The 22,616-nt window shown below is 74.6% G+C and carries 21 protein-coding genes; 4 read left to right on the top strand and 17 right to left on the bottom strand.

Annotated features, from left to right (window positions below):
* Positions 1-124 precede the first annotated feature (124 nt).
* The 3 genes from GA0070215_RS19840 to GA0070215_RS29220 are packed head-to-tail and all read right to left on the bottom strand — an operon-like array spanning position 125 to position 1,568.
* Positions 125-1,090 (bottom strand): golvesin C-terminal-like domain-containing protein, encoded by a 966-nt coding sequence (locus tag GA0070215_RS19840; RefSeq protein ID WP_018786821.1) that lies wholly within the window; start codon positions 1,088-1,090, stop codon positions 125-127.
* Positions 1,090-1,218 (bottom strand): hypothetical protein, encoded by a 129-nt coding sequence (locus tag GA0070215_RS29575; protein ID WP_018786822.1) that lies wholly within the window; start codon positions 1,216-1,218, stop codon positions 1,090-1,092. The genes GA0070215_RS19840 and GA0070215_RS29575 overlap by 1 nt, the downstream gene beginning before the upstream one ends.
* A gap of 47 nt (positions 1,219-1,265) precedes the next feature.
* Entirely contained in the window at positions 1,266-1,568 is a 303-nt protein-coding gene (locus tag GA0070215_RS29220) for a hypothetical protein (protein ID WP_244167065.1), read from the bottom strand.
* Here GA0070215_RS29220 and GA0070215_RS19835 point away from each other — a divergent pair.
* Positions 1,563-2,525, top strand: coding sequence for a golvesin C-terminal-like domain-containing protein (locus GA0070215_RS19835; protein WP_244167075.1), 963 nt, complete (start codon positions 1,563-1,565; stop codon positions 2,523-2,525). The two genes, GA0070215_RS29220 and GA0070215_RS19835, sit on opposite strands and share 6 nt — an antisense overlap.
* 57 nt (positions 2,526-2,582) lie before the next feature.
* On the opposite strand, the gene GA0070215_RS19830 is transcribed toward GA0070215_RS19835, so the two are convergent.
* The gene (locus tag GA0070215_RS19830; RefSeq protein WP_018786824.1) at positions 2,583-3,473 is read right to left on the bottom strand and encodes an SGNH/GDSL hydrolase family protein; all 891 of its coding nucleotides are present in this window, start codon (positions 3,471-3,473) and stop codon (positions 2,583-2,585) included.
* A 597-nt stretch (positions 3,474-4,070) separates the two neighbouring features.
* On the opposite strand from GA0070215_RS19830, the gene GA0070215_RS19825 reads away from it, so the two are divergent.
* Positions 4,071-4,907 carry a hypothetical protein gene (locus GA0070215_RS19825; protein WP_244167064.1) on the top strand — a complete coding sequence of 279 codons (837 nt, stop codon included), beginning with the start codon at positions 4,071-4,073 and terminating at the stop codon, positions 4,905-4,907.
* Here the strand turns inward: GA0070215_RS19825 and GA0070215_RS19820 are convergent.
* From GA0070215_RS19820 to GA0070215_RS19760, 13 genes are all read right to left on the bottom strand, one after another.
* Positions 4,900-6,783, bottom strand: a complete 1,884-nt coding sequence (locus GA0070215_RS19820; protein WP_244167063.1) for an AfsR/SARP family transcriptional regulator — start codon at positions 6,781-6,783, stop codon at positions 4,900-4,902. The genes GA0070215_RS19825 and GA0070215_RS19820 overlap by 8 nt on opposite strands.
* 125 nt (positions 6,784-6,908) lie before the next feature.
* Positions 6,909-7,865, bottom strand: coding sequence for a Gfo/Idh/MocA family protein (locus tag GA0070215_RS19815; protein WP_018786827.1), 957 nt, complete (start codon positions 7,863-7,865; stop codon positions 6,909-6,911).
* Complete coding sequence (locus GA0070215_RS19810) at positions 7,849-8,706, bottom strand: inositol monophosphatase family protein (RefSeq protein ID WP_091048386.1); 858 nt, start codon at positions 8,704-8,706, stop codon at positions 7,849-7,851. The genes GA0070215_RS19815 and GA0070215_RS19810 overlap by 17 nt, the downstream gene beginning before the upstream one ends.
* Entirely contained in the window at positions 8,703-9,236 is a 534-nt protein-coding gene (locus tag GA0070215_RS19805) for a flavin reductase family protein (RefSeq protein ID WP_091048382.1), read from the bottom strand. Before GA0070215_RS19805 ends, GA0070215_RS19810 begins: the two co-directional genes overlap by 4 nt.
* Positions 9,236-10,726, bottom strand: a complete 1,491-nt coding sequence (locus GA0070215_RS19800; protein WP_091048379.1) for an amino acid adenylation domain-containing protein — start codon at positions 10,724-10,726, stop codon at positions 9,236-9,238. The genes GA0070215_RS19805 and GA0070215_RS19800 overlap by 1 nt, the downstream gene beginning before the upstream one ends.
* A 57-nt stretch (positions 10,727-10,783) precedes the next feature.
* A complete protein-coding gene (locus GA0070215_RS19795) occupies positions 10,784-11,878 on the bottom strand; it encodes an acyl-CoA dehydrogenase family protein (RefSeq protein ID WP_091048376.1) in 1,095 nt (364 codons plus the stop codon).
* Complete coding sequence (locus GA0070215_RS19790) at positions 11,871-13,031, bottom strand: acyl-CoA dehydrogenase family protein (RefSeq protein ID WP_091048374.1); 1,161 nt, start codon at positions 13,029-13,031, stop codon at positions 11,871-11,873. The genes GA0070215_RS19795 and GA0070215_RS19790 overlap by 8 nt, the downstream gene beginning before the upstream one ends.
* The gene (locus GA0070215_RS19785) at positions 13,028-13,282 is read right to left on the bottom strand and encodes a phosphopantetheine-binding protein (RefSeq protein WP_018786833.1); all 255 of its coding nucleotides are present in this window, start codon (positions 13,280-13,282) and stop codon (positions 13,028-13,030) included. Before GA0070215_RS19785 ends, GA0070215_RS19790 begins: the two co-directional genes overlap by 4 nt.
* A gap of 4 nt (positions 13,283-13,286) precedes the next feature.
* Positions 13,287-14,534 (bottom strand): type III PLP-dependent enzyme domain-containing protein, encoded by a 1,248-nt coding sequence (locus GA0070215_RS19780; protein WP_018786834.1) that lies wholly within the window; start codon positions 14,532-14,534, stop codon positions 13,287-13,289.
* Entirely contained in the window at positions 14,527-16,026 is a 1,500-nt protein-coding gene (locus GA0070215_RS19775) for a class I adenylate-forming enzyme family protein (RefSeq protein WP_091048372.1), read from the bottom strand. The genes GA0070215_RS19780 and GA0070215_RS19775 overlap by 8 nt, the downstream gene beginning before the upstream one ends.
* On the bottom strand, positions 16,023-17,264 hold the full coding sequence (locus GA0070215_RS19770; protein ID WP_091048369.1) for an acyl carrier protein: 1,242 nt from the start codon (positions 17,262-17,264) through the stop codon (positions 16,023-16,025). Before GA0070215_RS19770 ends, GA0070215_RS19775 begins: the two co-directional genes overlap by 4 nt.
* Before the next feature lie 75 nt (positions 17,265-17,339).
* Positions 17,340-18,560: an inositol-3-phosphate synthase gene (locus GA0070215_RS19765; protein ID WP_091048365.1), complete on the bottom strand. Its 1,221-nt coding sequence runs from the start codon at positions 18,558-18,560 to the stop codon at positions 17,340-17,342.
* Between the two features lie 39 nt (positions 18,561-18,599).
* Positions 18,600-19,874 carry a DegT/DnrJ/EryC1/StrS family aminotransferase gene (locus GA0070215_RS19760; RefSeq protein WP_244167062.1) on the bottom strand — a complete coding sequence of 425 codons (1,275 nt, stop codon included), beginning with the start codon at positions 19,872-19,874 and terminating at the stop codon, positions 18,600-18,602.
* 105 nt (positions 19,875-19,979) lie between these two features.
* Between GA0070215_RS19760 and GA0070215_RS19755 the strand changes: the two genes are divergently transcribed.
* Both GA0070215_RS19755 and GA0070215_RS19750 read left to right on the top strand, forming a co-directional pair.
* Positions 19,980-21,137 carry a glycosyltransferase gene (locus GA0070215_RS19755; RefSeq protein ID WP_091048358.1) on the top strand — a complete coding sequence of 386 codons (1,158 nt, stop codon included), beginning with the start codon at positions 19,980-19,982 and terminating at the stop codon, positions 21,135-21,137.
* Positions 21,138-21,150: 13 nt separating this feature from the next.
* Entirely contained in the window at positions 21,151-22,590 is a 1,440-nt protein-coding gene (locus GA0070215_RS19750) for a condensation domain-containing protein (RefSeq protein WP_091048516.1), read from the top strand.
* The last annotated feature ends 26 nt before the right edge of the window (positions 22,591-22,616 follow it).

Genomic DNA, 22,616 nt, shown 5'->3' with positions numbered 1-22,616 from the left:
GTACGTCTTCACGTTCGGTCCCTGACTCGGCCCGAGGGGATGCGGGCCGCCTTCCGGTCCCGGCGCTCGACCGGCGGATGCGGCCGGGCCGGGGCGCCGCCCGGCCGCATCGGTACCTCCGCTGTCAGACCTCGGTCAGCCGGACCGCGTCGGCGATGACCAGTCCGGCGGCGGAACTCCACCGGCTGACCGCGACGCGGTTGGCGTCCCCGGCCGGCAGCGTGAACGTGCCGAGTGAGCGCCACTGCCCGCCGGTCGCGCGCTGGTCGACCGCGACCGTCCGGTTGCCGGTGGTCGTGGCGACGATGTACGGCGTGGCCGCGTTGTAGCCCGCGTTCGCCGGCCACCACGCCTCGACCCGGTAGCTGCCGGTGCGGGGGACGTTGAACTTGTACCAGGCCGCGTCGCTCGCGGCGACCGGGTCCGCGTAGCGGTAGTCGGCGCCGTAGCGCTGCCCGGAGTACGTCGAGGTGCCCCAGTTGGCGCTGGCGGTGAACCGGCCCGCCGTGGCGTTGTCCACGATCGACGTCCAGCCGGTGCCGCCGCCGGCCATCTTGGCGGCCACGTCGGCGCGCATCGTGTTCAGGTCGATGAAGGACGGGTCGATCTTGCCGGTGGTGCTGGTCTCCCGGTGCCCGCGGGCGTAGCTGGAGTCCCGGCCGAGCCGCTTGAGCACGGCGGCGGTGGCCGCGATGCTGGCGTTGTACTGGGCGGTGGTCATCTGCTGGTTGACGCCGTTGTAGTCGATCTCCCACCCGATCATCAGGGTGTTCCCGTCCCCGGCGGGGATGGGGCCGCTGCCGCCGCTGGTGCCGGCGTGGTTGCACCGCCCGGCGGAGATCACGTGGAACACGCCGTGGTAGTCCACGAGGGCCTGGCAGAGCGGGCCGGGCAGGTCGGAGCGGCCGTTGACGCAGATGTTCAGCGCCGGGTGCGGGTTGGAGGCGCTGGAGGTGGCCGCGGTGTGGTGCCAGAGCACACCGATCGGGTCGAACGAGCCGGGGCGCATCCGGTTGAGCCAGTCGCCCTCGACCACGACCTGCACACCGGCGGCGCGCAGCACGTCCACCAGCCAGGGGATGGTGGCCATCACTGCTCTCCGAGAAGGTCGGCGAGGCATTCGGCCTTCGGCGCAGCGTGCGCCGTACCGGGACGGACGGCCACGGCGAGGGCGGCGGCCACCAGGGCGGGTACGCCGAGCAGACCTCGGCGTCGCATACGGGGGGATCGTGACGTGGGCATGGCGCTCCTCGGGTGTCGGCGCCTCACCAATCGACGGAGGTGAGTGCGGGCACGCTATACCGATGCCGGCCCTCTTGTCGATACTCTTCAATGACCGTTCCCAGTGTGAAAACTTTCGCCACCATCATCTGTCGCCATCCGTCGATGCGTGGTAGAAATCCTGCCCAAGTCTCGCCGTCGAGCGAGGAATCCTTCACAGGAGGGGCGCCGATGAGAGCGATCACCACGGCCCTGACGCTTCTCGCCGCCGCCGAGCCGCCGGCCGCCGCAGCCGCGATCGGACCCCAGCCCGGCACCTTCACCGGCAAGGGCTTCGACACCTGCACCGCGCCGTCCCAGGCCGCGATGGACGCCTGGCTGGCCGCGTCGCCGTACCACCGTGCGGCACCCGTACGCCGAAGATGTCCGCCGATCCGGCCACCGCCCGCGGACAGGGGAGGGCCGCGGCGGACAGCGCGGTCGCGGCGGCGCAGGCGCTCGGCATCGGCGCCGGCAGCACGCTCTACAACGACATCGAGCAGTACCCGTCGACCGCCTCCTGCCGGGCCGCGGTGCTCTCCTTCCTCTCCGGCTGGGTCGAGCGCCTGCACACGCGCGGCTACCTCGCCGGCATGTACTCCAGCGGCTCGTCCGGCATCACCGACGTCTGCGGCGCCTACCACGACACCCGGTACCTGCGCCTGGACCAGATCTGGATCGCCTGGTGGAACGGCGTCGCGGACACCGACGGGGGCACATACTGCGCCGACGACCGCTACGCCGACCAGCAGCGCCTGCACCAGTACGCCGGGGACGTCACCGAGACGTGGGGCGGCGTGACCATGAAGATCGACCGAAACTTCCTGGACGTGCGGGCCGGCGCGCCACCCGCGTCGTGGAGCGTCACAGTCGACAACGCCACAGCGGGCGGGTTCACCGCCGGTGCGGCCTGGGGCACCTCCGCGTACTCCGGGCAGCGCCACGGCGCCGACTACCGCTTCGCCGCGCCGGTGGCGGTCAGTGACGTGGCCTGGTTCCGGGCGACACTGCCCGCGACCGGTGCCTACGAGGTCTCGGTGTGGTACCCCGCCGACCCCGGCTACAACGACCGTACGCCGTACCTGGTGGCCACCACGACGGGTAACCGGCCGGTGGCGGTCGACCAGCGCACCGGCGGCGGACGCTGGGTCTCCCTCGGCGTGTTCACACTCGCCGGCGGTACCGGGGACAAGGTCGGGGTGAGCCGCTGGAGCGCCGGCGCCGGCTACGTGGTCGCCGACGCGGTCCGCATCACCCGGGCCTGAGCCTGCCACCGCCGGGAGCCGGCCCCGCCTCGGCGGGGCCGGCTCCCGGCGTCCGGCTCAGTTCAGGTGCGCCAGCAGGGCGGTGGCCATGCCCTGCTCCCCACGGGCGTTGGGGTGGAACGGCGCGGCGGCGTTCTGCGGCACCAGTCCCTCCACCCAGCGGGTGCCGCTGCTCCTGCACGCGTCCCGCCCGATCGACGGGGTGTAGACGTCGGCGTAGCTGGCGCCGCCGGCCGCCGCGGTGTCGGCCAGCATCGTGTTGAGGGCCTTCTGGACGCCACGCAGGTACGGCACGTCCTGGTAGGCGATCGGCACCACCGGCCAGCAGCCGTACCCGCTGTCGGGCAGGATCGCCGGGTATCCGAGCACCACCACGCGCGCGTTCGGCGCGGCCTGGCGGACCGCCCGCAGCACGGCTGCCACCTTCGGCGCGGTCGCGGTGATCCGGGCCCGCAACTGGTCGGTGCCGCCCGCGGTGAACCGGTTCTTGCAGGGCGAGCCGAGCGGGCTGCTGACGCTCGCCTCGGCGCAGTCGCTGATGATGCCGGAGAAGCCGATGTCGTTGCCACCGATCTGGACGGTCACCAGCGCGGTGGTCGACGTGACGGCGTTGACCTGCGGCGGCAGCGCGATGCCCAGCACACCGTCGCCGCCGTACAGGATGTCCTCGGTGGTGGCTCCGGAGCAGCTCACGTCGGCGAACGACGAGGAACCGGCGGACGCGGCGACCAGGGACGGGTAGTTGCGGTTGGAGCGCAGGCAGTTCAGGTCGACCTGGGTGGGCACGAGCGGGGCGGAGGTGTAGGAGTCGCCGAGCGCGACGTAGCGCCCGGCGGGCGCGGCGGCGACGGCGGGTGCGGCGACGGCGAGCAGCATGCCGGCGGCGGCCGCGACGAGCGCGGTCATCCGGCCGGCGGTCCGCAGGAGCGGCAGGCGGGGACGGTTCATGGGGCCCTCCCGGAGGGGTCCTGGTGGTGGTGCTGGGATTCTGTCCGTGCCCGAGGCATGCGTCAATATCGACAACCATCATTAAAAAGCAGTCCATGATGTGGTCCGCAGCCGTGCGCCCGGACGGCCGGAGGTGTCGTGTGCGTCACACTTCTTGACGTCGCCGATGTCAGGTAAGGGGCGGTCGTCGGGCGGCTGATTCGTTGCGTCCCAACGGCCCCCGGGCCGTCACGCCCAAAGGGAGGCGGGGTGTCTGATCCGGGCGCGCACGTACCGCAGTGGCCCCGGCACGGCAGGTGAACGACGCATCGAACGTCGGCGATCGTGAATTTGCAGGCGTCACTACGCTGCGGGTTGGTTGATCGCCGGAACCACGGACGACAGGTGGAAGAACCTCAGATGAGTGACAATCACCCTCCCTACGGAGGCTATCCGGACCCGAATGCCGGAGCGTGGGGCAACCAGCCCGACCCGAACGCCCCGTACGGTGCCCAGCCGGGCTCCGGCATGCCCTACGGTTCGCAGCCGGCGTCGGGCGCCCCGTATGGTGCCCAGCCGGCGTCGGGTGCTCCGTACGGTGCCCAGCCGGGCTCCGGCGTGCCCTACGGTTCGCAGCCGGCGTCGGGTGCCCCGTACGGTGCGCAGCCCGCGGCGCCGTTTCCCGGCCAGCCGGGCTACCCCGGGCCGGCGCCGTACGCGCCCACCCCGCCTCCGAGCGGCGGCAAGAGCAAGGGGCTCATCGTCGGTCTCGCCGCCGGTGCGGTCACGCTGACGCTGCTGTGCTGCGGCGGCGGGCTCGCCTACGTCGCCTTCAACGGCGACGAGGAGGACCCGACGCCGGCGGCCTCGGGCAGCGCCACCCCCGGGCCGGACGGCAGCCCGTCCGCGACCCCCAGCACGAGCGGTCCGGAGTCGGGCGGTCCGGACGGGCCGTCCAACAACAACTCGCTGACGGCGCGTTACGCCAGCGAGATGTCGGCGGTCTGCGACGGGGGCGCGATCCTCAACGCCGCGCCGTACACCGCGCCCGCGGGCTCGAAGGCGTACGTCTTCTCCAACTCCCCGGACCGGCCGTCGTCCTGGTCGCAGAAGACGATCAGCTCGGCCAAGCCGTACTACGCGAGGTCGGCCGACTTCGCCACGGTGTCGGTCATCGGCTGCCTCAAGATGGTCGAGGGCAGCGAGGGCGCGCCGAAGAAGTGCCAGTACAAGAACAGCGAGGACAAGGTCGTCACGGTCGACTACATCTCCTCGCGCTACACCCTGACGTTCCACGCCGCCCAGACCGGCGAGAAGGTCGGCGACGGCGGCACGGTGACCGCGCCCGCCGCCCGGTGCCCGAGCTTCATCTCCTACAACAAGGTGACGATGAAGTCCTACGCGTCCCCGGACAGCGGCACCATCGAGGCCGCGCTGGACCGCTTCCTCAAGTAGCGACACCCGGATCGTGGTGTGCGGGCCGGCCGGCCCGCACACCACGATCGGCGGTTCCGGCCGCCGACAGTGGCCGGCCGTGCGCGTCCACGCACTCGCGGGCGAACAGACGCAGCAGTTCCGGCAGGTGGAAACGCTCGCCCGGATCGCCGGAGTCGACCGGCACCAGCAGGTTGTGCTGGATCAGGTGCTCCACCATCCGGTTGGCCTCCTGCCGGGGCAGGCGCAGGATCTCCACCGCGCTGGACGAGGTGATGGACGAGCCGGCGCGGGCCAGCGCGTGCAGCGCCCGGCGGGCGTCGACGTCCAGCGCCCGGTAGCTGACCGAGAGGCTGTCGCGCACCGAGATGTCCCCGACGGACAGCTCCGACAGCCGGTTCTCCTCGTCCTCCAGATGCGCCGCGAAGCCGGGAAGGGCGACGTCGGGCTGGGTGACGATCCGGCTGCCGACGATCCGCAGTGCCAGCGGCAACTGGTCGCAGGCCGCCGCGATCCGGCCGAACACCTCCGGCTGCTCCCGTACCCGGCGCTCGCCCGCGATCGTGGCCAGCAACTCCACCGCGTCGGCCCGGTCGAGCGCGCCGAGCGTCAACCGCCAGCCGACGTCCAGGTCCAGCAGGCGCTGCCGGCTGTTGATCAGCACCAGGCTGCGTCCCGCCCCGGGCAGCAGCGGGCGCACCTGCTGCGCGCAGTCGACGTCGTCGATGATGAGCAGCAGCCGGCGGCCGGCGAGCGCGCACCGCAGCACGGCCGAGCGCTCCCGGATGTCCTCGGACACGTCGGTCAGCGGCACACCCAGCTCGACCAGCAGCTCCCGGATCAGCTCCCCGCTGCCGCGCGGCGGCTCGTCGCCGCTGTCGAAGCTGACGAAGAGCTGACCGTCGGGAAAGAGGTCGGCCAGGTCGTATCCGCTGGTCACCGAGAACGAGGACTTGCCGACGCCCGGCGCGCCGGAGACGAGCACGACCCCGGCGTGCTCGTCGGCGTCGGCCGGGTCGGCGATCCCCTCGGCGATGGCGCGCAGCTGCCCGGCCGTGGTGTCCCGGCCGACCAGGGACGGCGGCTTCATCGGCAGGGCCTGCGGGCTCGGCGGGGAGCCGGGCGGCCCGGCGCCGACGACGGCCGGCCAGCCGGACGGTTGACGGATCTCGGCGGAGTCCGCGTCCAGTGCGGTCTGCAGGGCGCCCTGGAGGGTGGGCCCGGGGTCCACGCCCAGCTCGTCGACGATGCCGCGCCGGGCCTGCTGGTACGCGGCCAGCGCCTCGGCCACCCGCCCCTCCAGCGTCAGCGCGGTCACCAGTTGCGCCTGCCGGCGCTCGTCCAGCGGCTCCTCGGCCACCATCCGGCGCAGCGACGGGATGACCCGGGCCGGCTGGCCCAGCCGAAGGCGCAGGTCGATCAGCTCGGTCGTCATCTCCCGGTGCTGCTCGCGCAGCGCCGTGACGGTCGCGCCCAGGTCGGTGCCCAGATCCGTCAGATCCTCCAGCGGGTACCCGCCCCACAGCTCGACCGCGCGGTCGAACAGGTCGGCGGCGGCCTCCGGCCGGTCCCCGCGCGCGGCCCGGCGGGCCTCGTCGGCGAGCCGCCGGAACCGCAGCAGGTCCAGTTCGTCCTCGTCGACCCGCAGGTGGTAGCCGGTGCCGTCGTGGACCAGCCGGCCGGCCGAGTCGCCGCCGCGGTCCAGCGTCTGCCGCAGCCGGTGCACGTACGTGCGCAGGTTACGGACCGCCGACGTGGGCGGCGACTCCGGCCAGAGCCCGTCGACCAGCCGGGACGTGGCGACCGTACGCCCCGGGCTCAGCAGCAGCACGGCGAGCAGGAGGCGGGGTTTGGTGCCGGTGAGCGTGACCGGGCGGTCGTCCACATGAACTGTCAACGGGCCTAGAACACTGAACTGCATCGATGCATGCCCCCGCTCCGCAGTACCGTCCACAGTGTGGTGCACCGACGGAATTCCCACCTTCGGCTGGGGAATACCTCGCTCCCAGATGGCGCAAGTAGTCACCGATCGGTGTGTACTTCGTGATCCCGGGTGAGCTGCGCCGTCGCGCACTGCGCCGCGTCGAGCACCGCCACCGCGTCCGCCACCCCGGCACCCGCCGACCGTCCGGCGCGGACCAGCCCGGCGAAGTCCTCCGCCTGGCGGGCCAGGGCCGCGTACATGGTGGCGTCCCCGTCGGCCGGATCGAGGAAGGTCAGCCGCTCGTGGTCCCGGGTGCCGAAGACCTCCACCGTCGCCATGTCGCCGCCCCGGTGGTGCCGACCGAGCGAGACCAGCGCGGTGCCGCCGCCGGACAGGCCGAGCAACGCCTGTGCGCTGTCCACGTCCCGGCCGCGTACCGCCGGGTCGGTGACCGGCCCGGCCGGCTGCACCGCGACCCGGTCGATCTCCTGCCCGGTCAGCCACCGGATCTGGTCGAACTCGTGCACTCCCATGTCCACGAAGATCCCGCCGCTTCCGGTGCGGAACGCCGCCGCCGGCGGCTCGCCGTCCCACTGCGCCGCGGCCACGAAAAGCACCTCGCCCAACTCCCCGGCGGCGATCCGCTCGCGCAGCCGGCGCAGCTGCGGGACGAACCGGCGCCAGTAGGCGACCTGGAACCCGATCCCGGCGGTGGCGGCCACCCGCCCCGCCTCCGCCGCCTCGGCCGGGTCCAGCCCGGCCGGCTTCTCGCACAGCACCGGTAGTCCCGCCTTGGCGGCGACCGCGACCAGCGCGCCGTGCCGCCCGGTGGGCGCGGTCACCAGCAGACCGTCCGGCGCGGCGTCCGCGAGCAGGTCCTCCACGCCCGGGTACGCCGGCAGCCCGGCCGCGGCGACCGCCTCCCGTGCCGCCGGAACCGGGTCGACCACGTACCGGATCCGGACCGTCGGGTGGTCGGACAGGGCCCGCAGGTGGTGGTGGCCCATGCGGCCCGCGCCCACCAGTGCCAGCCGGAACTCATCGCTGCCGGTCATCGCCGGTTCCCCTCTCGTCGTCGTCCGTACCGTCGCGGCCGTCCGTGCCGTCGTCGCCCAGCCAGCCCGCCAGCGCGGCCACGACGGCCGGCGCGCCGGTGGCGAAGACCTCGAACCCGTCGTGGCGCCACCGCCGGCTCACGCCACCGGCGGCCTCGACCAGCGCGGCGCCGGCCGCGATGTCCCACGGCGCGGGGTCGAAGCTGACGAAGGCGTCCAGTTCCCCGCGGGCCACCGCCGCCAGGTCGCAGACGGTGGAGCCGGTGTTGCGCAGATCGGCGACGCGCGGCGCGACACCGGCGAGCGCCTGGTACGCCCGCCGACGCGGATCCGGCGCGTTGGGCACCGCGAACGCCACCAGGGCGTGCCCCGGCTCGGCCTCGCGGTTGACCGCGACCGCGGCGTCGCCGTCGAGCGCGCCCTCGTCGTCGAGCACCAGACAGGCGCCGGTGGCCGGTTGCAGGACGGTGGCCGCGACCACCTGTCCGTCGCCCACGTCGCAGCCGGTCGCCACCGCGATGCTGACCGCGTAGCGGCTCGCCCCGTGGCTGAAGTTCAGCGTGCCGTCGAGCGGGTCGACGATCCAGCGCAGGCCGGAGCAGCCGGCGCTGGCCCCGGACTCCTCGGCCAGGACGGCGTCCTGCGGCCGGTCGCGGGCGAGCAGGCCGAGGATGGCCCGCTCGCTGGCGTGGTCGGCGGTGGTCACCGGGTCCTGGGCCGCGCCGCCCTTGTGCTCGGTCCGCAAGCCCCGGACCCGCGCCTCGCGGATCGCGTCCGCCCCGGCCCGCGCCGCGCGCAGGCTCAGGTGGCGCAGGTCGCCGGGAGCGGCGCCGATGCTCATCGCGCCACCTGCGCTTCCCGCGGCGCGGCGACCCGCGCGTAGTCGCCGTCCACGAACAACAGCGGCGGGGTCGGCCGGAGCAGGCCCGCGGAGCGGACCGCCCCCATCAGCACCGCGTGGTCACCGGCCGGGTCGGTGGAGACCGCCTCGCAGCCGAAGTACGCCACCCCGTCGGTCAGTCGCGGGCAGCCGGTCGCCCGCTCGTCGTCGTAGGCCACGCCCGCGAAGCCGTCGGTGCCCGCCGGACGGCCCCGGCTGGCGAACCAGGCCGCCTCCTCGCGCTGGTCGTCGCCGAGCACGGTCACCGCGAAGCGGCCGGTACGCCGCACCGCGCCGAGCAGCCGGCAGTCCCGCCGCAGGCAGACCAGCAGCATCCGGGGCGACAACGACACGGTGGTGAAGGAGTTGACGGTCATCCCCACCGGGCCGTCGGGTCCGACGGCGGTCGCCACCGCCACTCCGGTGGCGAAGCGCCCGGCCACCGAGCGGAACGCCCGTTCCTGGTCCTGTCCCTTTCCTGTGCCGGTCATCAGCGTGCTCCTCTCGTCGCGCCGCCGACCAGGTCGGCGGCCCGCCGCCGGTCGGTCTTGCCGTTGGCGTTCGTGGGCAGGGCGCCCACGTGGTGGATCCGCGCCGGCACCATGTAGGCGGGCAGGCGGTCCGCGCACCTGCGGGTCAGCTCGCCGGTGATCCCGTCGGCGCCGGTGTATACCGCGCGCAGGGAGACGTCGCCGCCCGCGCCGAACGCCAGCACCACCGCGTCCTGCACCCCCGGGTGGCCGCGCAGGACCATCTCGATCTCGCCCAGTTCGATCCGGTAGCCGCGCAGCTTCACCTGGTCGTCCAGGCGCCCGTGGTGCACGAACGTGCCGCGCTCGCGCCGGACCCGGTCACCGGTGCGGTAGTACCGGCGGCCCGCGTAGGTGACGAACCGGCCCTCGTCGTCGGCCGGGTCGAGGTAGCCGTCGAACCGCTGCGGCCCGTGCACGCACAGCTCACCGTCGTCACCGCCGGCGGTGCCGTCCTCGGCGAGCAGGATCGCGTCGAGCCCGGGGTGCGCGTCGCCGATCGGCACGGTGCCGTTCGCCGTCGCCGGCCAGGCCGCCGGATCCGCCGGCAGCCGATGCCCGGTGCAGGTCACGGTCAGCTCGGTGGGACCGTAGAGGTTCTCCACCACGCTGCCCGGCGCCGCCGCCGACCACGCGCGCGCCTGCTCCAGCGTCAGCGCCTCACCGGCGAAGAGGCTGTGCCGCAGGCCGGGCATGGCGCCGGGGGAGAGCATCCGCATCCGCCGGGCCAGCGAGACCACCGACGGCACCGAGAACCAGTGCGTGATCCGCCGCTCGTTGACGAACCGCACCGGCGTCAGCACCTCGTCCGGCTGCGGCACCACGAGCGTGGCGCCGCCGCCCCAGGCGACGAACATGTCGAACACGGACGGGTCGAAGGTCAGGTCGAAGGTCTGCGACAGCCGGTCACCCGGGCCGACCGGGTAGCGGTCCCGGCAGTACGTGAGGAACGCGTCCACGTTGCGGTGCCGGATCGGCACGCCCTTGGGCCGCCCGGTCGAGCCGGACGTGAACAGCAGGTACGCCACGTCGTCCGCCACCACCGGGGCGGCCGGCGGCGTGACGCCCGGCGCGCCGCCGAGGCGTACCGTCACGGCGCCGCCCGCTACCTGCGCCGCCGTCGCCGCGCCGGCGTCGTCGACCACCAGCGCGTCCACGCCCGCGTCCCGGCACAGCCGGGCGGTGCGGGCCGGCGGGAACGCCGGATTGAGCGGCACCACCACCGCTCCGGCGCGCAGCGCGGCCAGATAACCGGCGTACGCGGGCAGGCTGCGGGCGGCCAGCAGGCCGACCGCGCGGGGGCGCCGGCCCACCTCGGCGTGGATCCGCCCGGCGAGGTCGCCGGCGAGGTCGTGCAGCCGGCGGTAGGTCACCGGCTCCCCGCCGACCTCCAGCGCGACCGCTTCGGGCACGCGTGCCACGGTCCGCTCGAACCAGGAGTAGAGACTCACGGCGTTGCTCCCTTCACTGTGCTGTCGTCGATCGGTTCTTCCGGCGCGCCTCCGCGCTCAGGGCCGCGCGCCCACCAGTTCGTCGGCGTGGTCGGCGATGCCGGCGAGCATCGCGCCGGTGGCGCCTCCGGCGATGCCGAACATGGCCGCCTCGGTGCGCAGCTGCGCCTCCCCGCCGTCACGGAACGCGTCCGCGCCGCGCAGGCGCACCGCCTCTGCGGCGACCCGGTCCACGGTCTCGGCGGCGCTGACCTTGAGCAGCATCCCGGCGACCGCGGACGGGACGGCGGCCGGCGCGTCCAGCAGCGGCGCGCACAGCGCGTCGAGCTGGTGCGTGGCGACCAGGCACCGGGCGTACCGCTCGCGGACCGAAGGGCGGTCCCACAGCGTGCCCACCCCGGCCGGTCGCCGCCGCAGCCAGTCGTGCAGGCCGGCCAGCATCCGGTGACACATCGCCCGGGCCCACAGCGCACCGGCGACCCGTTCGACGCCCACCTGCCGGGCGAACCCGGCCAGCGCCCGGCCGGGGCGGCCCAGCACGGCGTCCGGGCCCAGCGCCACACCGTCGAAGCGCAGGTGGCCCACTCCGGAGCCGGTGAACGCCCGGCCGGCGGACTCGACTGTCACGCCCGGAGCGGCGGCCGGCACCAGCACCCAGCAGAAACTGGTGAAGTGCCGCGCCTCGCGGTGTCGGGCCAGCACCAGCGCCGCGTCACAGCTCGTCGCGTTGGTGATCCAGTCCTTGCCGCCGTCGAGGACCGCCCCGTCGTCGCCCGGCTTCACCCGGGTCGCGGCGTCGAGCAGGTCCGAGCCTGACCCGGCGGCGTCGGTGACGGCAAGCGCCACCACCGTCTCGCCGCGCAGCATCAGGCGCCGCACGCGCTCCGCCGGCCCGGCCGCGCCGGCCAGCAGCGGCAGCACGGTGGCGACCTGGACGCAGACCGACAGCGTCACGCCCAGCGGGCATCGGGCGTCCAGTTCGGTGAGCAGCACCGACAACCGCCGGGGGTCCGGCTGGACGCCGTCCGGGTAGAGCGCCTCGACGATCCCGGCGGCGCCCAGCGCGCGCCACACGGCGCCGGGGTCGGTGGCGTCCACCCCGGACAGCGCGGCGCCCACCGCGTGGTCCCCGGTCGGCGTGGACTCAGACAAGACGCACCCCCGGGTCGCGCAGCGACAGCGCCCCGTTGGCCAGGCGCAGCCGGTCGTTGGCGTAGTTCAGCGAGGCCGAGCGCAGATCCCGGAACGTGCGCTCCAGCGTCAGCGGCGAGTCGGTCAGATATCCGTGGCGCAGGCCGGTCAGCTCGACCAGCTCGTCGGCGGCGGCGAAGGACTCCTCGGCCGCGCGGATCTTCAGCGTGTTGAGCAGCAGTTGCACCGGCGCCGCCGACATGTCCGGTGCGTCGGTGACCACCGAGACGGTGTGCCGCAGCAGCGCGTGCGCCGCGTCCAGCCGGGTGCGGATGCCGGCCAGCCGCAACAGCACCAGCTCGGACGAGGGGGCGAACTGCCGCCGTCCCGCCTCGCTGCGGGCGTGCCGCAGCACCCGGGCGTACGCGCCGGCCGCCGCCCCGATCCAGGCCGCCGACCAGCCGACGTGCGCCAGCGGCGCGAACACGCGGGTGGCGATCTCCCGGAACCCGCCGTGCTCGCCGACCACCTGCCACTGCGGCACCGCGCCGCGCAGCCGCATCGGCACGCTGTGCGTGGCCCGCATGCCCAGCGGGCGCCACCCGCCGGTCACCTCGATCTCCACCTGGTCCCGGTCGGCGTAGACCAGGTCCACCTGGGCGGCCGAACCGGCCCCCGGGGCGCGGGTGGTGATCAGGAAGGCGTCCGCGTACGGGCCGCCGGTCACGATCGGCGCCTGCCGGTCGACGCGCAGCATCTCGCCGTCGTGCTCCAGCGCCGACTCGGCGGTCAGCAGGTGGCCGCCCTTGCCGGCCTCGGTGGTGACCGAGCCGAGATACCGCTCGCCCCGGGCCACCGCCGGCAACACCTCGGCGCGCAGCTTCTCCCCGCCGTACGCGGTGATCGCGGCGACCTGCTGGCAGTGCATGGCGAAGACCATCGCCACCGACATGTCCACCCGGCCCAGCGCCAGCGTGGCGTCGACCAGGTCCGGCAGCGTACCGCCGGTGCCGCCCTCGGTGGCCGGGACGAGCAGCCCCAGCAGGCCGGTACGGCGCATGGCGGCCAGCGCCTCGGTCGGGAAGGCCGCGTCCTCGTCGGCCTGGCGGGCGTGCTCCGCCGCCACCTCGGCGACGGTCTCGACGGCCGGGGCGTACCCGGCGGCCGCGGTCACCGGGAACCACCGCCGACCGGGGCGCGCAGTTCCTCGACCACGCCCCACAGCCCGCCGGCGGTGGCGAATGTCGAGTCGACCAGCTTGTCGTCCGGCACGGCGACGCCGAACGTGTCCTCGATGGCGAACAGCAACTCGATCTCGCGCATGGAGTCCAGCCCGAGGTCGCGCAGGCGGGACTCCTCGGTGATCTCGGCCGGGCCGGCGAACTTGAGGAACGGGCGGAGCAACTCGGTGAATTCGGCGTTCATGACGTCACCTTTCTTCTCGGGTTTCGGCAGTGGTGCCCGGCGGGTCGACCGGGTGCCGGGTCAGGGTCAGCCGGGACGTCTCGACGACGCGGTCGCCGTCGCAGACGACCTCGACCGGCGCCGGATGGCCGAGGAAGGCCAGCAGGCTCGCCGAGAGCCCGTACGCCCCGACGTTCGGCACGGCGAGCACGTCGCCCGGCCGTACGTCGGGCAGGGTCGCGGCGCGGGCCCAGGTGTCCAGCGGGGTGCACAGCGGCCCGGCGACGATCGCGGCCTCCAGCGGCGCGCCGTCGCGCCCGTCGGCGGCGTGCAGGGCCGGTACGAGCGGCGGCAGCCGGCGCAGGCCGGACATCCCGCCGAGGTGGTTGATGCCGGATTCCAGCACCACCACCGGCGTGCCCTGCGACCGCTTGACGTCCAGCACCCGGGTGAGCAGCGTGCCGGCGGTGGCGGTGAGGAACCGCCCCGACTCGAAGGCGACCGTCGGCGTGCCGTCGCGCCAGCCGGGGAAGAGGCCGTCCAGGGCCGCGGCGACCCGGTCGGCGAGGCCGGTCAGGTCCGCGTTGTGTCCGGGCCGGGCGAACGGCGCGCCGAAGCCGCCGCCCAGGTCGAGCAGGGTCAGGTCGACGCCGAGCAGGTCCCGCAGCCGCCGGGCGGTACGCGCCGCGGCGGTGAACTGTGCCACCAGCGCGTCCACCGAGTCGACGTTGCTGCCGGTGTAGAGGTGGAATCCCCGTACCGGGGCCGACGGGCGGGAGCGGAACCGCTGCGGTTCCCGCTCGATCCAGTCGGCGTCGGCGCCGAACTGGGACGCGACGCCGGTCATGGTGAGCCCCTGGCCCGGGTTGGGCACCCGGTCGTTGACGCGCAGCAGGCACCGCAGCTCGACGCCGTGCGCGGTGGCGATCCGGTCGGCCTGGTCCAGGCCCTCGGGCGAGTCGACGGAGAACCAGCGGACACCGGCGCGGACCGCCTCGGCGACCTCGGCGTCGCGCTTGCCGGGTCCGGTGTAGAGCATGCGCTCGCCCGGCACACCGGCCCGCAGCGCGGCGGCCAGCTCACCCGGGGAGCAGATCTCCGCGTCGCAGCCGGCGGCGTGCAGCGCCGCCACCAGCGCCGGGTGCGGGTTGGCCTTGAGCGAGTAGAACAGGCGGCTCGGTGCGGGCAGCGCGGCGACCAGGGTGGCGTGGCTGGTGCGTACCCGGGCCAGGTCGTAGCGGTACGCCGGCGTGTCGAAGGGCAGGTCAGCCATTGTGCTCACCCGCCAGCCGGGCCAGCGCCCGCCGGTCCACCTTGCCGTTGCCGGTCAGCGGCAGGTCGGGCAGCACGACGCAGCGCGCCGGCACCTTCATCTCCTCCAGCTGTTCCCGCAGCCGGCGCAGCACGTCGGCGGGAGGCAGCGCGGCCACCACGAACAGCGTCGCGCCGTCGCGGCCGTCGGCCGGCGGCAGCACCCCGGCCGCGTCCACCCCGTCGACCCGGTACGCGGCGGCCTCCACCTCGGTGGCGCTGACCCGGGTGCCCTTCTCCTTGTAGACGTCGTCGCGCCGGCCGGCGAAGTGGACGTACCCGTCGGTGTCCACGTGGCCGTGGTCGCCGGTGTGCAGCTGCGGGAACAGGCCGTTCGCGCGCCGGAACCGCTGCGCGGTCAGCTCGGGTCGTCGCCAGTACCCGGCCATCACGTGCGGGCCGCGTACCACCAGCTCGCCACGGACGCCCGGTGGCTGACGCCGCCCCTCGGCGTCGACAGTGAAGATCTCGGTGCCGGGCAGCGCCCGCCCGCAGGCACCGGGCCGGCGCAGGTCGGCGTCCGGCGGCATGATCGCCGCGCGTTTGCACTCGGTGAGGCCGAACATGAGCTGGACGGTCAGGCCGGGCAGCAGCCGGCGCAGGCCGGCCAGCACCTCCGGCGGCATGGCGGCGCCGGTGTTGGTGAGCAGGCGCAGCGGCGGACGCGACGCGCCCGCCCGGCCGAGCAGCCGCAGCAGGTTGATCGCGAGCGACGGCACGCAGGGCAGCACTGTGGCGCCGGACTCGACAAGTGTCGCCAGCAGGCGGCCGCCGGTGTCCCCCGGGTCGCCCAGGCGCAGCCGGGCGCCGGCGACGGTGCTGAGGAACACCTGGTAGAGGCCGTAGTCGAACGAGGGCGGCAGCAGGACGTGCACCACGTCGTCGGGCCGGTAGCACAGCTCCGACTGGATCGCCCGCACCGCGAACGTGACCTGGGCGTGCGTGGAGACCACGGCCTTCGGCATGCCGGTGCTGCCCGAGGTGTAGATCAGGCAGACCGGGTCGACCGCGAGCGGGGCCGGGCCGGTGGACGCGCCGCCGATCGTCACGGCGGACGCGGCGTGGCGCACCTCGGCCACGCCGCGCACCGGGACGCCACGGGCGCGGGACAGGCCGGCCAGCACCGGGTCGTCGGTGAGGACCAGGCCCGGTTCGGCGTCGTCGAGCACGTGGGCGAGGGCGACCTCGGGGGCCGGCGTCCGCAGGACGACGAAGACTCCGCCGGCACGGGCGACCGCGTACAGCAGCGCGGGCAGGGTCGCACCGGCAGGCAGTGCCACCAGCACCCGGTCGCCGCGCCGGACGCCCTGCCCGCGCAGCCAGCCGGCCAGCCGCAGGCTGTCGGCCCACACCTGACGGTACGTGAACTCGACGGTCCCGTCCCCGGCGGCGGGCGCGTCGGGGCGCGCCTCGGCGGCGCGGTCCAGCAGGTCGTGCAGCAGTTCGGTACTCATCGGGCACCTCCGGTGGCGGCGCCGAACATGGCGCACAGGGAGCCGACGTCGCGCAGGTCGGCCGCGGACAGCGCGGTGGCCGGAACCTCGACGCCGAGCCGGCGTTCGACCCGGTCGATGACGTCGACCAGCCGGAACGAGTCGAAGCCGGGCAGTTCCCGGAGCACGTCGGTGGTGCGCAGGGCCGAGGAGTCCAGGTCCAGGGTGTCGCCGAGCGCGCCGAGCACCGCCGCGCGTACCCCGTCGTCGCCGGCCCGGCCCGGCGCGGGCGTGCCGTCGCCGCCGGGCGGGACGGCCCGTCCGGCGATCGATTCCAGCGCGGCCAGGTGGTCGTCGATCAGTGTGCCGAGCGCGTCCGCCAGTTCCGGCGCGGCCGGCCGGCCGGCCTGGGCCCGCCGCAGCGCCACGTAGCTGCGCGTGGCGAGCTGCTGCCAGCGCGCGTCCTGCCCGGCCAGTGCGGCGGCGGCCTCCGGCCGGACCGTGGACAGCCAGCGTTCGTGCAGGTCGCGTGCGCGGGCCAGCAGCCAGACGTCGAGCACGAAGCGGTGCAGCCCGGCCACGGTGTCCAGGGCGGCACCGGTGCGGGCCAGGTAGGTGGCGATCTCCGGGCGGGCCCGGCCGGCGCGGGTGGCGTTGCCGGCGAGCATGGCTGGCACGTCGATCGCCGGGGCGGGGTGCGCCGTCGCCGCCAGCGTGTGGGCGCCCCCGGCCAGCGCGGCGTCGAACGCGGCGGCCGGCAGCCGCCACACGCCGGGACGCGCGGGGCCCCAGGCGGTGTCGTTGTGGTACGCGTCGACCACCGTGACCTCGCCCGGCGCGGCGGCCGTGACCAGGAAGCTGTGCCGCATGTGTTCGTGCTCGTGGTACGGGCACCACGGCAGGTCGTACGCGTCGGCGGTGACGTAGAGCGGCTGGCCCGGCGCGCACAGCCGGCGCACCTGCGGGCCGTCGAGCTGCATCCACCGGCCCTCGACCCGCAGGCCGAGCAGGTCGACCGCCTCGGCGGCCCGGTCGTCCGAGGTCGCCTCGACGGTGACCAGACCGTCCCTGTCCCGGGTGCGGAACCCGTACCGGGCGCCGAGGGCGAGGTGACTGCCGGACCCGTTCGCGTGGTCGGCCAGCAGGGCGAAGCTCGTCTGGAGACAGTCCAGCGCGGTGGCGTGCAGACCGGTCAGGATCGGCGTCCACACCGGATCCGTGCTCGGCCGGTCCGGCGCGTTCGGGACGTGGTGGGACATGGGGGACTCCTCGATGCGGGTACGTGGGCGGGGCCGCCGGCGCGGACGGTGCCGCGCCGGCGGCCGGTACGAAGGTCAGCTGTCGCCGTGGCCGTCCAGGCCGTTGGCCCAGGCGGCGAGCGCCTGTGCCTGCTCGGCCAGCGCGTGCTCGTCGGTGCCGATCGGGTCCTTGAAGAAGAACCCCAGCTCCTCGATCGGGCCGACGTGCCCGGCGCGGTGCGCCGCGGCGGTCAGCCGGGCCAGGTCGAGCACCAGCGGCGCGGCCAGTGTCGAGTCGACCCCGCTCCAGGTCAGCTGCATGGACATCCGGACGCCGAGGAACCCCTCGAACGAGACGTGGTCCCACGCGGTCTTGTGGTCGCCCAGGTCCGGCACGTTGTCGATGTGCAGCGGGGCGGTGACGTCCTCACCGAGCAGCGCGGGCAGCACACCCGACTTGGAGCTGAGCTTGCTGCGGGCGTTGCGCGGATCCTCCAGCGTGGCGCCGTCGCCGCCGCCGAGCAGGTTCACCCCGGCCCAAGAGAGCACGTGCAGGGCGCGGCTGGTGAACATCGGCGCCAGGGCGGTGCGCAGCAGCGTCTCCCCGGTCTTGCCGTCGGAGCCGGCGAACGGCACGCGTTCCCGCTGCGCCAGCATCTCCAGCGCGGGCAGGCGGGCGCCGGTGGACGGGGTGAAGTCGACGAAGCCGCAACCGGCCCGGAACGCCGCGTACGCGACCACCGAGCTGGCCGGCAGCGCCTTGTCGTCCGGGTCGGCCAGGGCGCGGGTCAGCGCGTCCAGGTCGTCGTGCTCGGGCCGGTGGTCGGCCGGCGGCTCGGTGGAGGACACGTTGATGACGACGACGCGGGACAGCCCGTGGCGGGCACGGAACTCCTCGATGTCGCCGGCCAGCCGCTCGACCACCTCGGCCAGCGGTCCGGTCTCGGTACGCGCGTCGTAACCGGTGCGCAGGTTCTGCTCGACCTCGGGCAGGCTGCCCCGCACGGCGGCCAGCACCGGCGCTGGGATGACCCCGGAGTCGACGAGCGACTCGGCCTTCTTCTCCAGCGGCGTGTCGACGATGTCGTGCCCGCCGACCACCAGGTCGGTCCAGCTCGCCAGCGGCGCGTCGCGCAGCATGCGGGTGTCGGTGACGCAGCCGGTCGAGTCGGCCATGCCGGCGCGCAGCGCCAGCAGACCGGTGATCGCGGTGGTGGCGACCGAACCGCGGGCGCCGTTGAGCCACAGGCCGACGGGCGCGTCCGTGTCGGGGGACGAGGTCGGGGCGTGCGAGGTCTCGGGATGGGTGACGGTCACGGGAAGTTCCCTTCTCTGGTGCGCCGGGGACGGCGCGGATCAGCGGGCGAGCACCTTGGCGACGGCGGCGGCGATGTCCTCCATGTCCGGTCCGGTGCCGAGGAACGTGCTGTGGTGCGTCTGGACGGTGTGGGCGGCGAGCCATTCGGTGTTCGGGTACGTGCGCCCCCGGTGGATCGCCGCGAAGCGTTCGGCCAGCGGCGCGAGCAGCGGCTTCGTCCACGGCTGGAGCAGCCGGCTGCGGTGCAGCGGCTCGTCGGTGCAGTAGAACCGCCGGCCCAGCTCGGCGGTGAGCGCGGCGGCCACGGCGGTGTTGTCCATGCCGGCCGGCAACTCGTCGAAGACGATCGTGCCCTCGTAGATCGAGAGGCGGGTCTGCTCCGCCGCCGGGCGCAGCAGCCGTACGCCGTCGACGCCGTCCAGCAGCTCGCCGAGCAGCCGGTAGTTGTGGTTGCGGACGTCGTGCTGCTCGTCCAGGGTGGCCAGTTGCGCGCAGGCCACGGCGGCGGAGAACTCACCCAGGCAGAAGTTGGCGCCCTGCACACCGGCGCTCTCCTCCAGGTCCAGTTCGCCCGCCGGAGTCCGGTCGCCGCGGTAGCGGCGCGAGTCGGCCCGCAGCTCCTGGAGCACCGGTGCGAGCGTGTCGTCGTCGGTGACCACGGCCCCGCCCTCGCCGCAGGTGAGCACCTTGCCGTGCTGGAAGCTGAAGCAGCCGAGCCGGCCGAGCGAGCCGGCCTGACGGCCCTGCCAGGTGGCGCCGTGGGCCTGCGCGCAGTCCTCCACGACGGAGATGCCGCGCGGCCGGGTGACCGCGTCGAGCGCCGGCACGTCGGCCATGTTGGAGGCCCAGTGCACGGCGACCACGGCACGCGGGTCCACCGACAGGTCGAGGTCGTCCGGCCGCACACAGCCGGTGTCGCGGTCGACGTCGACGAGCACCGGGACCAGGCCGGCGCGCAGTGCGGCGGTCGCGGAGGCGGTCCAGGTCAGCGCCGGTACGAGCACCGTCTCGCCGTAGCCGAGGCCGAGTGACTCCAGGGCCACCACCAGGGCGCTCGACCCGTGGTCGACCGGCACGCAGTGGCGGGTGCCGACGTAGCGGGCGAAGTCGGCGGCGAAGCGGCGCTCGAACAGGACGGTGTCGCCGACGGACGGGCTGCTGATCGCCCACCGGCCGCCGGTCAGCACCGCGGCGAGGTTGCCGGCGGCGTCCGGCGCGGGGACCGGCCAGCGTGGCCACGGACGGTCGGGTGGGCGGACCGGCCGGCCACCGTCCACGGCGAGCCGCCGGTCGAGAGGGATGGAGGTCGTCATGCCCTCGACCTTGACGGCCATCGATACATCGGCGGTACACACGCGATTGCCGGCCCGGCCGGCGCCGTGTATCGGCGTTGTATCCCGGTGGTCGAACCTCGGGGCATGAGCCGATCCGCATCGCCCGTGGGCGAACCGACCGAACCCCGCGCCGTCACGCGCGGCGTCTCCGTCGTCATCCCGGTCAAGGACCGGGTGGCGGAGATGCGCCGCCAGCTCCGCAGCCTGTGCGACGCCGCCCCGAACTGCCCGGAGCCGGTGGAGGTGGTGGTCGTCGACGACTCGGCGCCCGTCGCGGCCGCCGCGCACCGCGCCGCCTGCGCCGAGTACGGCGCCCGCTACGTGCGCGGGCCCCGGCACGTCGGGGCCAAACGGAACCTGGGCGTCCGGCACGCCCGCCACGACCTGCTGCTGTTCACCGACTCCGACTGCCGGGTGCCGGCCGACCTGATCACCCGGTACGCGGCCCGGCTGCGCGCCTCCGGGGAGGAGGTCGCCGGCGTCACCGGCCCGGTGATCGTCGAGCCCGGCGACAGCGCGTTCTTCCGCGTGATGCGCCGCTCGTACCTGCTGCTCGGCGACCTGACCCGGCCGCTGCACTACGAGCGCGTGTCCTGGGGCGCCGGGGCGAACATGGCGGTGAAACGCTCCGTCTTCGAGTCGGTCGGCGGCTTCCCGGAGGACTCCCCGATGCCGCTGGGCGGGGAGGACCTGCACCTCGGGCTGCTGCTCACCGACGCGGGCTACGCGTTGCTCACCGACCCGGGCGGGGTGATCACCCACGACACCGGCGTCGCCGACACGTTCCGCGCGGTCGCCTACCGGTTCACCACGTACGGGCGCTCCGAGCAGTGGCTCTGCCTCGCCCACCCGCACCGCCGCCGGTTCGTGCTCAACACCGCCAGCACGCTCGCGGTGACCGCGCTGGCCGGGCTGCTGACCGCCCGGCGCAGCGGAGGGCGCAGCCTGCTCGCGGTGCCGGCCGTCGCGGCCGCAGTGGTCGCCGCGAAGACACCCGGACGGCTCGGCGGCGACCGGGGACCGCGCGCGGTGGCCGAGTCGATGGCCTGCGCGGCCATCGAGACGCTCTTCGACGGGGCCGCGTTCGTCACGTCGCTGCGGCTCGGCCGCCCCGACCTGCTCTTCACCGGCTTCCGCGCGCCGGACGAGGCGGACTACCAGCCGGACCGGCCGGACCACCGACCGGACGGTGCGGACCGCCGACCGGTCCTGCCGGTGGCCGCGCCGCCGGTGGCGGCCTGAAGGGGGAGTGGCAGTGCCGACGACGTTCCCGCTGGCCCCCGGCCAGCAGATGATGTGGGAGTTCATGACCGCGCTCGACCCGGCTCACCCCGGCGCCTCCCGGCTCGTGGTGGTGGAGTTCCGCCGGTTACGGGGCACCCTGCGGACCGACGTGCTGCGGCAGGCGATGCAGGACGTGGTGGACCGGCACGACGCGCTGCGGATGCGGTTCGATCGCATCGGCGTGGAGCCCCGGGTGCAGATCCTGCCGTACGTGGAGTCGCCGCTGGAGTACGTCGACCTGTCCGGCCTGCCGCCGGCCGAGCAGCAGGACCGCGTCGAGCGGATCGCGTACGCGCACCGCAACGACGCGTTCGACCCCGGCCGGGCGCCACTGTGGCGGGCCGCGCTGGTCCGGCTCTCCGAGACCGAGCACCTGCTCGCGCTCTGCTTCTTCCACATGGTCTCCGACGGCTGGTCGTGCCGCGTGGTGGTGGAGGACCTGTGCCACGCGTACGCGGCCCGGCTCGGCGCGGCCGATCCGCAGCCACCACTGGGTGTGGACCACTGCGCCCTCGCCGCGCTCCAGGAGGCGGAGCAGGCCGGGAACGGCGTCGGCGCCGCCGTCCGGGGCGCGTACTGGCGGGACCGGCTGCGGCCGGTGGAGCCGTACCAGCTGTTCCCGGCGTCGCCGCCGGCGCCGGACGTCGCGCTCAGCGCTGAGGTGGCCACCCGCTTCGCGTTCCCGCCCGAGGTCACCGCGCGGCTGCGCCCGGCCGCCCGCCGGTCCCGCACCAGCCCGTACGTGCTGCTGCTCGCCGCGTACCTGGTGCTGCTGTCCCGGCGGGCCGGCCGGCCCCGGGTGGTGCTGGGCACCACCACGCTGGGCCGGGAGAGCCCGCTGTCCCGGCAGCTCGTCGGGCAGTTCACAAACAACGTCTACCTGCCGGTCGACGTCGCGCCGGACACGCCGATGAGCGCCGTGGTCGACGCCGCGCACGCGTCGCTGGCCGAGGCGGTCGCGCACGCCACCGCGTTCCACCGGCTGGCCCGGGCGGTCCACCCCGACTTCGCGGCGATCCGCCCCTGGCCGGACAACCACCTGTTCGACGCCTGGTTCCAGTCCGCCGCGTCCGCGTCGCCGGTGCTGCACTGCCCGGAGCTACTCGTGGAGCCGGTCGACGTCACCGCCCGGCCCGTGCCCGGCACACCGCCGCCGGTGGTCGCCGCGGACGTGCCGCCCCAGTGCCTGCCCGTCTGGGTCAAGCGCGGTTCGCCGATCGTCGTGGTGGACGACGACCGGGCCGGCGGCGTGGTGATCCGCAACCGGGGCGTCTTCGGCGACGACCTGGTGAGCGGCCTGATCGACGACTACGTGGCGGTGGTGTCGGCGCTGGTCACCGACCCCGCGACCACCCCGGCGCGGGTACGCCTCCCTGACGGTGCGTGCTTCCTCGACCACGCGATCGGGTAGGAGTTCCGGCGGAGCGATCGGAGAGA

The sequence above is a fragment of the Micromonospora marina genome (genome assembly GCF_900091565.1).
In the GTDB taxonomy this organism is placed as follows: domain Bacteria; phylum Actinomycetota; class Actinomycetes; order Mycobacteriales; family Micromonosporaceae; genus Micromonospora; species Micromonospora marina.
This window is presented reverse-complemented; position numbering and strand designations above follow the sequence as displayed.